At 67.5% G+C, this 13,644-nt stretch carries 15 protein-coding genes; 2 read left to right on the forward strand and 13 right to left on the reverse strand.

The annotated features are described in order from the left end of the window. Positions 1–638: pyridoxal-phosphate dependent enzyme (locus AC5E6L_RS08750; RefSeq protein ID WP_491772674.1), on the reverse strand; the 638-nt coding region annotated here is incomplete at its 3' end. 263 nt (positions 639–901) lie between these two features. Between AC5E6L_RS08750 and AC5E6L_RS08755 the strand changes: the two genes are divergently transcribed. Then, positions 902–1,126: a DUF3329 domain-containing protein gene (locus AC5E6L_RS08755; RefSeq protein WP_491228317.1), complete on the forward strand. Its 225-nt coding sequence runs from the start codon at positions 902–904 to the stop codon at positions 1,124–1,126. Between the two features lie 9 nt (positions 1,127–1,135). Here the strand turns inward: AC5E6L_RS08755 and AC5E6L_RS08760 are convergent, their stop codons facing one another. Genes AC5E6L_RS08760 through AC5E6L_RS08780 form a run of 5 tightly spaced genes read right to left on the reverse strand, consistent with a single transcriptional unit; the run spans position 1,136 to position 5,189 of the window. Next, complete coding sequence (locus AC5E6L_RS08760) at positions 1,136–2,590, reverse strand: mannitol dehydrogenase family protein (protein WP_491228318.1); 1,455 nt, start codon at positions 2,588–2,590, stop codon at positions 1,136–1,138. Between the two features lie 25 nt (positions 2,591–2,615). Beyond that, positions 2,616–3,065 carry a Fur family transcriptional regulator gene (locus tag AC5E6L_RS08765; protein ID WP_491228319.1) on the reverse strand — a complete coding sequence of 150 codons (450 nt, stop codon included), beginning with the start codon at positions 3,063–3,065 and terminating at the stop codon, positions 2,616–2,618. Between the two features lie 55 nt (positions 3,066–3,120). After that, on the reverse strand, positions 3,121–3,537 hold the full coding sequence (locus AC5E6L_RS08770) for a transcriptional repressor (protein WP_491228320.1): 417 nt from the start codon (positions 3,535–3,537) through the stop codon (positions 3,121–3,123). After that, positions 3,527–4,345, reverse strand: a complete 819-nt coding sequence (locus AC5E6L_RS08775; protein WP_491228321.1) for a metal ABC transporter permease — start codon at positions 4,343–4,345, stop codon at positions 3,527–3,529. The genes AC5E6L_RS08770 and AC5E6L_RS08775 overlap by 11 nt, the downstream gene beginning before the upstream one ends. Continuing rightward, the gene (locus tag AC5E6L_RS08780) at positions 4,335–5,189 is read right to left on the reverse strand and encodes an ATP-binding cassette domain-containing protein (protein ID WP_491228322.1); all 855 of its coding nucleotides are present in this window, start codon (positions 5,187–5,189) and stop codon (positions 4,335–4,337) included. The genes AC5E6L_RS08775 and AC5E6L_RS08780 overlap by 11 nt, the downstream gene beginning before the upstream one ends. Before the next feature lie 204 nt (positions 5,190–5,393). On the opposite strand from AC5E6L_RS08780, the gene znuA reads away from it, so the two are divergent. Continuing rightward, entirely contained in the window at positions 5,394–6,407 is a 1,014-nt protein-coding gene (gene znuA, locus AC5E6L_RS08785) for a zinc ABC transporter substrate-binding protein ZnuA (protein ID WP_491228323.1), read from the forward strand. Between the two features lie 33 nt (positions 6,408–6,440). Here the strand turns inward: znuA and AC5E6L_RS08790 are convergent, their stop codons facing one another. The 7 genes from AC5E6L_RS08790 to AC5E6L_RS08820 all read right to left on the reverse strand — a co-directional run. Beyond that, positions 6,441–7,463, reverse strand: coding sequence for a Gfo/Idh/MocA family protein (locus AC5E6L_RS08790; RefSeq protein ID WP_491772679.1), 1,023 nt, complete (start codon positions 7,461–7,463; stop codon positions 6,441–6,443). Between the two features lie 3 nt (positions 7,464–7,466). Further along, entirely contained in the window at positions 7,467–8,507 is a 1,041-nt protein-coding gene (locus AC5E6L_RS08795) for a Gfo/Idh/MocA family protein (RefSeq protein ID WP_491228325.1), read from the reverse strand. Further along, positions 8,504–9,622 (reverse strand): ABC transporter ATP-binding protein, encoded by a 1,119-nt coding sequence (locus AC5E6L_RS08800; RefSeq protein WP_491228326.1) that lies wholly within the window; start codon positions 9,620–9,622, stop codon positions 8,504–8,506. The genes AC5E6L_RS08795 and AC5E6L_RS08800 overlap by 4 nt, the downstream gene beginning before the upstream one ends. An 11-nt stretch (positions 9,623–9,633) precedes the next feature. After that, entirely contained in the window at positions 9,634–10,710 is a 1,077-nt protein-coding gene (locus AC5E6L_RS08805; RefSeq protein ID WP_491228327.1) for a carbohydrate ABC transporter permease, read from the reverse strand. Beyond that, positions 10,710–11,744: a carbohydrate ABC transporter permease gene (locus AC5E6L_RS08810; protein WP_491772682.1), complete on the reverse strand. Its 1,035-nt coding sequence runs from the start codon at positions 11,742–11,744 to the stop codon at positions 10,710–10,712. The genes AC5E6L_RS08805 and AC5E6L_RS08810 overlap by 1 nt, the downstream gene beginning before the upstream one ends. Positions 11,745–11,849: 105 nt before the next feature. Continuing rightward, a complete protein-coding gene (locus tag AC5E6L_RS08815; protein WP_491772684.1) occupies positions 11,850–13,136 on the reverse strand; it encodes an ABC transporter substrate-binding protein in 1,287 nt (428 codons plus the stop codon). 30 nt (positions 13,137–13,166) lie between these two features. Beyond that, the coding region (locus tag AC5E6L_RS08820) for a GntR family transcriptional regulator (RefSeq protein WP_491772686.1) at positions 13,167–13,644 on the reverse strand (478 nt) is incomplete at its 5' end.

The raw sequence follows: 13,644 nt of genomic DNA on the forward strand, positions 1-13,644 counted from the left end.
TCGGCGGCATAGACATCGACGCCCGGCGCGAGATGGGAAAGCGTCAGACAGCAGCCCGAGATCATGCCGCCGCCGCCGATCGGCGCGATCACCGCGTCCAGGTCGGGCACGTCCTCGATCAGCTCCTTGGCGCACGTGCCCTGCCCCGCGATCACGCGCGGATCGTTGTAGGGATGGACGAATTCGGCGCCCGTCGCCGCCTGCACCTTGGCGAACGCCGCCTCGCGCGCCGTCATGGAGGGCGCGCACTCGGTGATCAGGCCGCCATAGCCGCGCACGGCCGCCTTCTTGGCCTCGGGCGCGGTGCGCGGCATCACGACATGGCAGGCGATGCCACGCCGGCCGGCGGCGTGGGCCAGCGACAGCGCGTGATTGCCCGAAGAATGCGTCGCCACGCCCTTTGCCGCCTTCCCGCCATCGAGACCGAACACGGCGTTGGACGCCCCGCGCGCCTTGAACGCGCCGGCCTTCTGGAAGTTCTCGCACTTGAAGAACAGGTCGGCCCCGACCAATGCGTTCAGATAGGCCGAGGTCAGGACCGGCGTGCGGTGGATATGCGGCGCGATGCGCGCATGGGCGGCAAGCACATCGTCATAGGTCGGCACGGTCGCCGGGTCGCTGGTCACGGGTGCGTTCATGATCGGTGCCTTTCGCGCCGCTTTCGGCTGAATGGTTCGGGTGCCGGATTGCGCGCCCCCATCCCGGTGACCCCGGCTATCGCATGTAATGGAAAAACGTATTCTTAGCCATGCGGAATGCGGCAGGCCGGATCGATCTGTCGACGATGGCACCCAAAGCGTTGAGAATGCGCGATCCGCCGCCTTTCGCCGGCGGCGGGCACGACGATGCTTGCAATTGCCCGCCCGAATGGTCAGACCGTCGGCCAGCAACGGACACGGCCATGCGGACATTCTTCGACTTCGACCATCCCTTCTTTCGCCCGCTGTGGCGGCGCATCGCCATCGTCGCCGTCTGCGCGACATGGGGCACGTTCGAGATCGTCATGGCCTCGGTGGGCTGGGGCGTCTTCTTCCTGGCGCTTGCGGCGCTGTGCTTCTGGGGGCTCTTCGTGCGGTTCGATCCGCGCGACCCGGACGGCGGCACGCCGGGCAAGGAGCCCCGATAGGCGGCGATGCTATCGGGCCAGGGCGGCGCCGACACCCCGCTCGACGAGCGCCGAGGCGCGCGCGACCACGGCATCGCGAAACGCCCCGTCATCGGCCAGGTCCGCGAAGACCGCGCGCAGCCCGACCATCCGGCCGGCGAACGCGGCATGATCGGGCAGGCACGCCTCGGCAAGCGCGGTGAAACGGGCAGCCATGGGATCGTCCACGGCGCCCTTCCGACTTGCGACATAGGCGATCCAGGCGGCGACCGCTATCGTCAGCGCATCATGGCCGCGCCGCTGCGCGCGCCGGTCGGCGATCGCCGCAAGAAGGCGTTGCGGCACCTTCTGGCTGCCGTCCATGGCGATCTGCGCGGTCCTGTGGCGCAGGGCCGTGTTCAGGAACCGCCCGGTCAGCGCCCGCGCATAGGCGTCCATCCCGGCGCGCGGCATGGCGAGCGTCGGCATCACCTCGTCCCAGAGCCGCGCAACCAGGCGCGCCAGCACCGGATCGCCCATCGCCCCGGCGACCGTTTCGTGGCCGGCGAGAAGGCCCAGATAGGCCAGCGCCGAATGGGCGCCGTTGAGCATGCGCAGCTTCATCGTCTCGAACGGCGCGACATCGGCGACCATCTGCGCCCCCGCCGCCGCGAAATCCGGACGCGGACCCGAGAACGCGTCCTCGACGACCCACTGCGTGAACGGTTCGGCCATCACCGGCCACGCATCGCGCAGGCCGGTCATCACCTCGACCTCGGCGCGGTCCCCGTCGGTCGTGGCCGGCACGATGCGGTCCACCATGGTTTCGGGAAACGCCACCGTCCCTTCGATGAAGGCGGCCAGGCGATCGTCGAGCCGGGCGGCATATTGGGTCACGACGCGCCTCACCGTGCGGCCGTTGGCGGGCAGATTGTCGCAACTGAGCACGGTGAAGGGCGCAAGGCCGGCCGCGCGCCGGGCCTTGAGCGCGGCGACCAGCAGGCCCGGCACCGAGGATGGCGGCCGCGCCGCCGACAGATCGGCCACGATCGCCGGATGGCCGGGATCGAGGTCGCCCGTCGCCGGATTGCGGCAATATCCCTTTTCGGTGACGGTGATCGACACGATCCGGATCGCCGGGTCCGTCATCGCCGCCAGCAGGGGCGCGGTCGTCCCGCCGCAGAACACCACGTCACACAAGGCGCCGACGATGCGCGGCCGCGTGCCCGCGCCATCGCGCACCGCGACCGTATAAAGCCAGTCCTGCGGCATGAGCGCATCGCGCATGTCCGGCCGCCTGAGGCTCGCGCCGACGATCCCCCAGCCCGGATCGGCGCTCAGGCAATCGTCGATATGGACCGCCTGGTGGGCGCGGTGGAAATTGCCGATGCCCAGATGCACGATGCCCGGCGTGACCCGCGAACGGTCATAGGCCGGCTTGCGCACCCGGTCGCCGGCCCGGCCGAGGGTTGCCGCCGACAGGCGTGGCGCGTCGTTCCTCGTCATTGCCCTTCGCATCGGCGCGGCGGCCTCAGACCGACTTTTTCCTGCGGCCGTAGAGTTCGAGCTTGTGATAGACGATGTCATAGCCGAGTTCGGCCGCGATCTCGGCCTGCAAGCGTTCGATCTTCTCGGAGCGGAACTCGATCACGTCGCCGGTGTCAAGATCGATCATATGGTCATGGTGCGGCGCATCGGCGGTCTCGAACCGGGCGGGCGCCCCCTCGAAGGACAGCCGATGGATCACGCCCTTGTCCTCCAGAATGCCGAGCGTCCGGTAGACCGTCGACAAAGACACGGTCGGCTCTATGGCGCTCGCCCGCCGGTACAGCTCATTGGCGTCAGGGTGATCGTCGGACTCGGTCAGCGTCCGCACGATCGCGCTGCGTTGCCGCGTGATGCGCACGCCGGCATGGCGCAACGCCGCCTCAAGCTCGGCGGCGCTGATCTGCTTTCTGCTGATAGGCCCCGAATCAGCCATGGCCCCAACATGACGCAGTTGCAAATCATGTGCAAGCCATAGTTGGGAATGGATGTCAGTCGCCGCAGGTCGCGCACAGTCCGCGCAACTCGACCACCGACGTGCGAAGCGCGAAATGGGCGCCCGCCGCAAGCCGGTCCAGATCGTCGGCCACGGCCGTATCTTCGAGTTCGCGGACGTCCCCGCACCGGTCGCAGATCGCAAAGGCGATGGTTTCGTGCGCCTCGACGTGCGAATGCCGGCAGGCCACATAGGCATTCAGGCTTTCGAGCCGGTGCACGCGGCCTTCCCCGACAAGCTTTTCGAGCGCGCGATAGACCTGTAAAGGCGCGCGGAACCCCTCGTTCCGCAAAGCATCCAGAATGGCGTAGGCGCTGAGCGGGCCATCGGACCCGGTCAGCACATCAAGCACGAGCGATTGGTTCCGCGTGAGCGGTGCGGCGTCATGAGGAGTGTTGCATTCATCGATCATCGGCGGACCTCCCGGCCCCGCCGATACGGCCGAACGGCAGCAGACTCAAGCCGAAAAGGACGACGGCCGCAACCACGATGGAGGGTCCGGACGGCGTGTCCCATTCAAGCGAGCCGAACAGGCCGGCAATGACGGCCGCAACGCCGATCAGCGCGGCGAGAGCGGCCATCTGCTCGGGGCCGGTCGAGAAGCGGCGCGCGGTCGCGGCGGGGATCAGCAGCATGGCGGTGATCAGCAGCGCGCCGACGATCTTCATGGCGATCGCCACCGTGACCGCCAACAGCACCATCAGGACCAGATCGACACGACGCGGGTTCATGCGTTCGGCCTGCGCCAGCTCGGAACTGACGGTGGCGGCGAAAAGGGGGCGCCACACAAGGGCCAGCCCGGCCAGCACCAGCGCCCCTCCCAGATAGATGATCGCGATATCGCCGCGCGAGACGGCCAGGATATCGCCGAACAAAAGACCCATCAGATCGAACCGCACCCACGTCATGAAAGCGAGCACGACCAGGCCGATCGCCAGGGTCGAATGGGCGAGAAGCCCCAGCAAGGCGTCCGATGACAGGTTCTGCCGCCTTTGCAGGGCGAACAGCGTCAGCGACACGACCAGCGCCACCGCGAACACGCCCAGCGTCGCGTCGAGTTCGAGCAGGAGCGCAAGGGCCACGCCCAGAAGCGCGGCGTGCGAAAGCGTGTCGCCGAAATAGGCCATGCGGCGCCAGACGATGAAGCAGCCGAGCGGGCCCGCAACGAACGCCACGCCGACGCCGGCGACCAGCGCCCGGACGAAGAAATCATCGAGCATGCCCGTCTCCCCGCGCATCCTCCCCGGCGGCGTCCGCATCCCCGGCCCGATCGCGACGGCCATCGCCCGGATGGCAGCCGGCCGTGATCGAGCCGTCGGCGTGGCGCACCCGCCCATCCGGCAGATGGGTATGATCGTGACGGTGCTCATAGACCGCCAGCGCCTCGCCGGCGCGGGGGCCGAACAGGCGCCTGTAGGCGTCGCTGGCCGCAACGGACACCGGCGTGCCTTCGCAGCAGATGTGCCCGTTCAGGCAGATGACCCGGTCGGTCGCCGCCATGACGACATGCAGATCGTGCGAGATCAGAAGGATGCCGCAATGCCAGTCGTCGCGAATGCGCGCGATCAGCTCGTAGAGCGCGATCTCGCCGGTGAAGTCCACGCCCTGAACGGGCTCGTCCAGGACCATAAGCTCCGGCTTGCGCGCCAGGGCGCGGGCCAGCATCACGCGCTGGAGCTCGCCTCCCGAAAGCGCCTGCAATTGCGCCCGGCGCAGGCCGGCGCAACCGGTCGCATCGAGCGCGGCGGCGACCTCCCCGTCCGACGGCCTGGCCGTCAGCCGCATGAAACGCTCGACGGTGAGGGGCACGGTCCAGTCAAGGGCAAGCGCCTGCGGCACGTAGCCGACGGTCAGGCCCGGCTTGCGCGTGGCGGTTCCCGCATCGGGCGCCATCAGCCCGAGCGCCATCTTCGCCGTCGTCGACTTGCCCGAGCCGTTCGGGCCGATCAGGGTGACGATCTCGCGCGGGCGCACGGTCAGATCGACGCCTCGCACGAGCCAGCGCCCGGCGCGCTCGATGCCCGCGCCCTCAAGGCGCACCAGCGGTTCGGCAGGTTTCAGCATCGGTGTGACTTTCCTTCGGCAGCCCTTCCCTTCAGCCGCCCGTCCCTTCGGCCACCCTTCGACCGCGCCGAGCCAAGGACGCGGGCGCGATGAAGCGGCTTGTCATCGCTTATCCCATAGGCTATGCATCATAGCAATGCGTTATGGTATAACGTTACCTACCATATGTCACCCCACCGTCACCGTCCAGCGCAAGGAAGACCCATGCACCGAATTCACCCCGCCGCCCCGGCCCTCGCACTCACCACCGCGCTCGCAGGCACTCCGGCCCTGGCCGCGCCCGATGTCGTGGCCTCCATCAAGCCGGTCCATTCGCTGGTCAGCGCGGTGATGGACGGTGTCGGCACGCCGGTGCTCCTGGTCGAGGGGGCCGCCTCGCCACACGGCTACGACCTCAGGCCGTCCAAGGCCGCCGCCTTGCAGGACGCCGATCTCGTCTTCTGGGTCGGGCCGGATATGGAAACGTTCCTCGACGGGACGGTGGCGACGCTGGCGGCGGACGCGACCGACGTGGCCCTGATGGCCATCGATGGCGTGACGCTGCTGGACGTGCGCGAGGGCGGTGCCTTCGAGGAGCATGACGACGATCATGGGCACGGCGACCATGGGCATGACGATCATGGGCACGGCGATCACGGGCATGACGATCACGGACACGATCACGAGGCCGCGGGACACGGCGATGACGACGGCCAGGTCCATGATGCCCATGTCTGGCTCGATACGCAAAACGCGGCGCTGTTCGTCGGCGCGATCGAGCGGGCGCTCAGCGCCGCCGACCCCGACAATGCGCAGACCTATGCGCGCAACGCGGCCGCCACCCTCGACAGGCTGTCATCGCTTGAGGCGGACATCACTGGCCGTCTCGCATCGTTCGAGGAAACCGGCTTCATCGTCTTCCATGATGCCTATCAATATTTCGAAAACCGCTTCGGGCTGCGGTCGGCCGGCTCGATCACCGTCAATCCGGAAATCATGCCCGGTCCGGAGCGGCTGCGCGACATACAGACCCGGATCGAAGAGCTGGGCGCGACCTGCGTCTTCGCCGAGCCGCAGTTCGAGCCCAAGCTGATCGACGTCGTCATCGAGGGAACCGAGGCGCGCGGCGGCGTGCTCGATCCGCTCGGCGCGGCGCTCGCCGACGGCCCCGACCTCTATTTCGCGCTGCTCGATGCGATGGCGACATCGTTCGAGACGTGCCTGGCCAGAACCGGCTGACAGGCGTTCTCGCGCACCGGGCGCGCGGCACGGTCAAGGGCGCAGGTTGCCGAGGCGGGCGGCCTGCGCCTGCGCCTTGAGCGCAAGCTCCATCACCTTGAAGCAATGGGCCTGCGGCATCGCCGTTTCGGTGCGATCGCGCACGTCCGCCGCAAGGCGGTCGAAATATGTCAGCGGCTCGCCCGAGGCATCGCAATACTCATAGCGTTCGCCGTTGAACAAAAAGAGGTGGTCGGTGCCCGGCCGCCCGCACGGATCGACATATTTGCGCAGCTCGATCGTCCCCTCGGTGCCCAGGATCGTCAGCCGCCCGTCGCCCCAGGTCGGCAGCGCGTCCGGCGTGTACCAGTCGACGCGCACATAGCCCTGGCCCCGGTCGGAGCGCAGCAGCACCTCGCCGAAATCGTTGAGGCCTGGATCGCCCGGATGGGCGAAATTGCCCACCGAGGACGCCACGATCTCGGCATCGTCGGAGCCGGTGAGGAACAGGAACTGGTCGATCTGGTGGCTGGCGATGTCGACCAGAATGCCGCCATAGCGCTCCTCGACGAAGAACCAGTCCGGGCGCAAATGCCGGTTCAGCCGGTGCGGGCCGAGCCCCACCGTCTGCACCACGCGCCCGATCGCCCCGTCGGCGACCAGTTCGACCGCCTTCTGGTTGGCGGGCACCTCGAAGCGCTCGGAATAGTCGACCGACCAGATGCGGCCCGTCTCGGCGACCGTGGCCCTGATCACGTCGAGCTGGTCGAGCGTCGTGCAGCCGGGCTTGTCCGTCATGACGTCCTTGCCCGCCCGCATCGCCTCGATGGCGCGCTCGGCGCGGCGGGCCGGAACGTCGGCGGTCAGGATCAGATCGATCCGAGGATCGTCGAGCAGCGCCCGCCGGTCGCAGACCCTCGGCACGTCGGCGAAACGCTTGACGAACCCCTCGACCGGCTGCGGCTCGCCCTCGGTCCACCAGCCCTTGCAGGTCGCGCCGGCGTTCAGCATGCCCTGCAACTGGCCGTAAATGTGCCGGTGATCGATGCCGATCACCCCCACCGTCACTGACGACATGGATCAGCCCCCTTCCCGGATCGTGACCGCGCGCCCCTCGCGCGAAGACGCAATGAGCGCATCGATCAGATCGTGCACCTTCAGCGCGTCGCGGCCGGTGACCGCCGGCGGACGGCCGACCTGGATGGCCGAGACGAAATCGGCGATCAGGTCGCGGTGCCAGTCGAATGGAAACGCCATCGGGTCGGCGCCGCCGCCCGTGCCGTCGGCCGCCTCGCCGAAGGTCTCGATGCGCCCGTCGCGCCACCTGAGCGTCAGCGTGCCCGATTGCAGGTGCGCCGAGCCGTTCTCGCAATCGAGCGCGATGGATTCCGCCTCGCCGGGATAGGCGGCCACCGTCGCCATCACCGACCCCATCGCGCCGCTTTGAAAGCGCAGCCCGCCGGCCACAAAGTCCTCGGATTGCATCCGATGAAACGGCGTCGTGCCGGCCACCGCCTGAACCTGGGCGACCGGTCCGGCGATCGACACCATCAGGTCGAGCGTGTGGATCGCCTGGGAGATCAGCACGCCGCCGCCGTCACGCGCATAGGTGCCGCGCCCCGGCTCGTCATAATAGCTCTGCTCGCGCCACCAAGGAACAGCGGCCCGCACAAGACCGATCGCGCCCAGATCGCCGGAGGACACAAGTCTTGCAAGCACTTGCGAGGCGCGCCGGAAGCGGTGCTGGAAGACGATAGCCAGGTGCACCCCGGCCTTTTCGCAGGTCTCGACGATATGGCGCGCGGCCTCGCTGGTGCGTTCGAGGGGCTTTTCCATCAATATGTGCTTGCCGGCGGCCGCGAACCGCTCGACCAGTTCGAGCCGCTGATCGGGCGGGGTGATCACGATGACCGCCCCGACCGCCGGATCGTCCGCCAGCGCATCGAGCGAGGCCGCCTCGGCGAAGCCATGCTCGGCGCAGAAGGCGGCACGCCTTTCGGCCGTGCGCGAATGGACGCCGCGCACCGCGATCCGGCCGGCCAGATCGTTCAGCGCAAGCGCGTGCGGTTTGGCCGCCATGCCCGTGCCGACGACGCCGACCCCGAACGGTTCGGATGTCATCGCGCAGCCCCGTTCGCCGGGCCCGGTTCCCCGATGCCGTTTGTCACGACCCTGCCGTCCCGGTCGAACAGGTGCAGCACCGCGCGCTGGAGGCGCAGATGCACCGTCTCGCCGCGCCGGACCGGAAACTGGCCGAGCCGGTGCACCGTGATCTGCGGCAGCCCTTCGGGCGTGCAGAACAGATAGGTCTCGCCGCCAAGCTGCTCGGTCAGATCGACCGATGCCGACATGTCGGCATCGGCCTCGTCCACTATGTCCATATGCTCGGGCCGTATGCCGAAGGTGACGGTGTCGCCCGGCTCGATCCCATCGATCGCCGGCAGCGCGATGCGCTGGCCGCCGGCGACCAGTTCCATGCCGCCTCCCGCTCCCGGCTCGGCGACCGCCTGCATCAGATTCATGCGCGGCGAGCCGATGAAGCCGGCGACGAACGTGTTCCGGGGCCGGTTGTAGAGGTCGAGCGGCGTGCCGGCCTGCTCGACGCGGCCCGCATTGAGCACGACGATCGTGTCGGCCAGCGTCATCGCCTCGACCTGATCGTGGGTGACGTAGATCATCGTGCCGCCGAGCTTGGCGTGCAGCGCCGCCAGTTCCTTGCGCATGGCCACGCGCAGTTCGGCATCGAGGTTCGACAGCGGCTCGTCGAACAGGAACGCCTTGGGATCGCGCACGATCGCCCGGCCGATGGCGACGCGCTGGCGCTGGCCGCCGGAGAGCGCCTTGGGCCGGCGGTTCAGATAGGGCGTGATCTGCAACATGCCCGCCGCTTCCTGCACGCGGCTGTCGATCTCCGCGCGCGGCATCTTGGAGTTTTCCAGCCCGAACGCCATGTTCTTGTAGACCGACATGTGCGGATAAAGCGCATAGGACTGGAACACCATGGCCAGCCCACGCTCGGAGGCCGGGACCGCGTTGACCACGTCCCCGTCGATCACCACCTCGCCGCCGGTCACCTGTTCCAGCCCGGCGATGATGCGCAGAAGGGTCGACTTGCCGCAGCCCGACGGGCCGACGAAGACGACGAACTGGCCCGAATGCACATGCAGGTCGATGCCGTGGATGACCTCCACGTCGCCATAGGCCTTCAGCACGCCGTTGAGCTGGATTTCCGTCATCGCCCCCCCTTTTACTTCATGCCCGACGAGGCGATGCCCGTCGTGATGAACCGTTGCAGGAACGCAAAGACGACCGTGACCGGGATCAGCGCGACCACCGTCATCGCCAGCACGAAATGCCACTGCACGTTGAGTTCGCCCTGGAAGGCGTTCAGGCCGATCTGAAGCGTGTAGACCTCCGAGCGGTTCAGCACGATCAGCGGCCACAGGAAATCGTTCCAGCGCCACATCACCGAGAAGATGGCCAGCACCGCGATCGCCGGCAGCGACAGCGGCAGAACGATGCGCCAGTAGATCTGCCATTCGGACGCCTTGTCCATGCGCGCCGCCTCGATCAGGTCGCGCGGGATCGTCAGCATATATTGCCGCAGCAGGAACACGCCGGTCGGCGTCGCGCAGCCCGGTATGATCACCGCCCACAGCGTGTTGACCATGCCCAGTTGCGTGACGACGAGATAGGTGGGCACGAGAATGATCGTGATCGGGATCATCAGCGTGCCGATCACGAACAGCATGACCGCGTTTCGCCCCCGGAACTCGTAGATCGCCAGCCCATAGGCGGCCATCGAGTTGATCAAAAGCGTGATCAGCGTCGCCGCCACCGTCACGATGACCGAATTGTTGAGGTAGGTGAGGAAGTTGAACCGTTCGAGCGGCTCGGTGTAGTTCTCCCAGGCGATGCGGAACTCGCGAATCGGCTCGCGATCGGCGATCGGCACGTCGAGACGCTCGCCGGGATCGTCGGGATCGACCATCTGCGCCACGATGCCGACGCGGCGAATCTGGGCAAGCTCGCGCACCGAGCCGTCTTCCATCGTCACGCGGAACAGCGGCAGCGGATCGTCATGGCCCTCCACCTCGGCGGATATCTGCCCCAACGGCAAGAGCGTGGGCGGGAATTCGAGAATGCCGGCCTGGGTCTTGAAGGACGACAGCACCAGCCACGCCACGGGTCCGAACATCAGCGCCACGCCGAGCGCCAGATAGACATAGGTGAAGACGTCGGTCCAGTGCAGCCGGCCGCGCCCGCGCCTCGCGGTCAGGATGCCGGCCAAGGTCCGGTTCGGCGTGGCCGCGACATCGGCCATCACGCCCGATCCCTTCTGCGCACGACGGCAAGCTGAAGCAGCGTCAGGACGAACAGCACCGCGCCCAGCACGACGGAGGCCGCCGCCGCCAGGCCGAAATTCTGCACCGCGCCCGCAAAGCCGGTCGTGTAGATGTATTGGACGATGAACTGCGTCGCCGTGCCCGGCCCGCCGCCGGTCAGCACGAACACCTCGTCGAACACCTGCACCGCCTTGATCAGCGCGAGCACGATGACGACCAGCATGTTGGGCCACAGCAATGGAAGGGTGATGCGCCAGAAGACGCGCTCGGGCCTGGTGCCGTCCATCTCGGCGGCTTCGTAAAGATCGGGCGGGATGGCCTGGAGGCCGGCCAGCAGAATGAGCGTGTAGAAGCCCATATTCGCCCAGATCGACACGAACACCGCCCAGAACATCGACCATTGCGGATCGACGAAGAACAGGATGCGCTCGAACCCCATGCCGACGAGCCCGGCATTCAGCACCCCGTCGCGGAGCAGGATCCATTTCCAGATCAACGCGACCACCACCGGCGACAGCAGCACCGGGAAGAAGAACGCGGCGCGGAAGAAGCCGCGCGCCCGAATGTCCCGGTTGAGGATCAGTGCCGTGATCAGCGAAAACAGCACCATGAACGAAACCTGGAAGAACACGAACACCATCGTGTTGTAGATGCCGCGCCAGAACCGGTCCTCGCGGCAGGTGGCGGGATCGAAATGGTTGGCGCAGGCGGCCAGGAACTCGTACTGCTCGGCGCCGACAAAGGGCCGGTCCTGCAAGAACAGATTGGTGCCCCCGGTGACCGAGAAGGCGAAATTGACGAACAGCGGAATGACGACGAACAGACCGAAGAAGATCATGTTCGGCAGAATGAAGAGGTAAGGCATCGCGCCGATGCCGAACACACGCTGGAGAAAGCGGAACGGCACGTCGATGATGGCCGCCAAAAAGCCGAGCGGCCAGGCAACGACCCCGCTCAGCCTGGCGGCCAACCCGACGGGATCGGCCCGCGGTGGCGCATCAACCGTCGACATGGGACGATCCAGCATTGGCCGGCGCCGACAGCGGCAAGAGGCAAGGGCGCGGCCCCGGCACGGGCCGCGCCTGCGATGGTGTGCCGGATGGCGACAAGGCCCCGGTCAGCCCTCGCGTTCGCGCTCGGCGATCTGCTGCTCGGCGTCCTCCTGGGCGCGTTGCAGCGCTTCCTCGACGGTCAGTTCGCCGACCACGGCCTGACCGACGCGGGAGATCAGCGCGTCGAACATCACGCGGTTGTTGGCGTAGCCCTGGAGCGCATAGGCGGTATCGGAAATGCCCGGCACGGCGGCGGCGAAGGTCGACAGCGCGTGGCTGGCGCGCGGATCGTCGGTGTCGAACTCGATGCCCCGCTCGGCCAGGCCCAGGTGACCGGGAATGAACAGGTTGCGGCCATAGAACTCGGCAAGCGCCTCCTCGCTCGACAGGAAGTCCATCAGCCGGCCGACCTCTTCGGGGTGCTCGGTGTCGCTGAAGGCGACGACCCCGGCGCCACCGGGCATTCCCGTGCAGGCCGCCGGCCCGCACGGCGCGGGCACGGCCCACCAGTCGAACGCATCGCCGATGTTCTGGGCGAATTGCGGAATCACCCACGAGCCCGCCATGTAGAGGACGGCCGAGGCGTTGGTGAACTCCTCGTTGCCGGCCACATATTGCGAACCCGAGACCGAGCCCCACAGTTCCTTGCCCATGGTGCCGTCCTCGTGCCACTGCACCAGCTTTTCGGCCATCAGCCGCATGCCGTCATCATTGAGCAGGGGGTTGCCCTCGGCGTCGAACATCGCCGCGCCCATCGAGATGGCCGGCCCCGACATCCGGTGGCCGGACCGGTCCCAGACCATCGGAAGGGCGACATCGAGCGCTTCGGCAACCGCCCTGGTCGCCGCGGCCCAGTCGTCCCAGCTCGCGCCCTCGCCCGGCATGTCGACGCCGGCCTGCTCGAACAGCGTCTTGTTCACGTAAGGTCCGGTCACCGTCAGCTGCGTCATGAAGCCGGAGATCGCGTCGTCCTCGCCGGGCGGCCGCATCCACTCAAGGAAGGGGCCGAAATTGGCTTCCCAGTAGGCGGGATCCTCGATGTAGGGCGTCAGGTCGAGGAAATACTGGGACAGGCTGCCAAACAGGGTGATCCGACCGAGATCGGGGCCCTCTCCGGCGGCGAGTTGAACCGGCAGGCTGTCGCGGATCGCCGGATAGGGCACCACGTCGAGGACGACCGTGATGTCGGGGTTTTGTTCCTCGAACCGGTCGAGGAGTTCCTGCATGACGATGCTTTCCGATCCATCGTCGTACCACGCCATGCGCAGTTCGGTCTCGGCGAGCGCGGTGCCGGCCATCAGCGCGAACGCGGCCGCACCCAGCACGAGGGTCTTCGAAAAACGTCCAGTCATGGATATCTCCTCCCACAAGATACTGGTATGCTAGTGCGCCTTCCGAGTGCCCGCAAGCGCCCCTTCGGCATCCTGGCCGTGATCGTGACCGGTTGTCGCATCGGTTTCAAGCACCGAATGAATATGCCGGCGCATCTGCCGCTCGGCGGCATCCGCATCGCCGGCCTCGATCGCGCCGACCACGCCCAGATGCTGATCGAAGGCCAGCATGGACCGCCCCCTGATCGAGGACATCAGAGCCAGGCGCTGACGGTCGACATGCGCCTTCATGGACCGGATGAGACGCCAGGCGTTCGGCACCCCGGCCAGCCTTGCCAGCGCGGCGTGAAACGCCTCGTCATGGCGAAAGAAGGTGCGATAATCGTCTCGTTTGGCGGATTGGCGCTGGCGCTCGATCAGGGGGGCCAGTTCGTCCAGGCGGGCGCGCCGCTCGGCCAGGCGCCGCGCCACCGCGCATTCGATCGCCGTGCGCACGAACACCGCCTCGGCAAGCCGCGCCTCGTCGAGC

The organism is Roseitalea sp. (assembly GCF_984466335.1).

Excerpts from the sequence above, each read along its gene's own strand:
- AC5E6L_RS08805 (WP_491228327.1), bottom strand. The coding sequence starts at position 10,710 with ATGGCCGATGTCGCGGCCACGCCGAACCGGACCTTGGCCGGCATCCTG.
- AC5E6L_RS08795 (WP_491228325.1), bottom strand. The coding sequence starts at position 8,507 with ATGACATCCGAACCGTTCGGGGTCGGCGTCGTCGGCACGGGCATGGCG.
- AC5E6L_RS08810 (WP_491772682.1), bottom strand. The coding sequence starts at position 11,744 with ATGTCGACGGTTGATGCGCCACCGCGGGCCGATCCCGTCGGGTTGGCC.
- AC5E6L_RS08760 (WP_491228318.1), bottom strand. The coding sequence starts at position 2,590 with ATGACGAGGAACGACGCGCCACGCCTGTCGGCGGCAACCCTCGGCCGG.
- znuA (WP_491228323.1), top strand. The coding sequence starts at position 5,394 with ATGCACCGAATTCACCCCGCCGCCCCGGCCCTCGCACTCACCACCGCG.
- AC5E6L_RS08780 (WP_491228322.1), bottom strand. The coding sequence starts at position 5,189 with ATGCTGAAACCTGCCGAACCGCTGGTGCGCCTTGAGGGCGCGGGCATC.
- AC5E6L_RS08800 (WP_491228326.1), bottom strand. The coding sequence starts at position 9,622 with ATGACGGAAATCCAGCTCAACGGCGTGCTGAAGGCCTATGGCGACGTG.
- AC5E6L_RS08755 (WP_491228317.1), top strand. The coding sequence starts at position 902 with ATGCGGACATTCTTCGACTTCGACCATCCCTTCTTTCGCCCGCTGTGG.
- AC5E6L_RS08815 (WP_491772684.1), bottom strand. The coding sequence starts at position 13,136 with ATGACTGGACGTTTTTCGAAGACCCTCGTGCTGGGTGCGGCCGCGTTC.
- AC5E6L_RS08765 (WP_491228319.1), bottom strand. The coding sequence starts at position 3,065 with ATGGCTGATTCGGGGCCTATCAGCAGAAAGCAGATCAGCGCCGCCGAG.
- AC5E6L_RS08790 (WP_491772679.1), bottom strand. The coding sequence starts at position 7,463 with ATGTCGTCAGTGACGGTGGGGGTGATCGGCATCGATCACCGGCACATT.
- AC5E6L_RS08770 (WP_491228320.1), bottom strand. The coding sequence starts at position 3,537 with ATGATCGATGAATGCAACACTCCTCATGACGCCGCACCGCTCACGCGG.
- AC5E6L_RS08775 (WP_491228321.1), bottom strand. The coding sequence starts at position 4,345 with ATGCTCGATGATTTCTTCGTCCGGGCGCTGGTCGCCGGCGTCGGCGTG.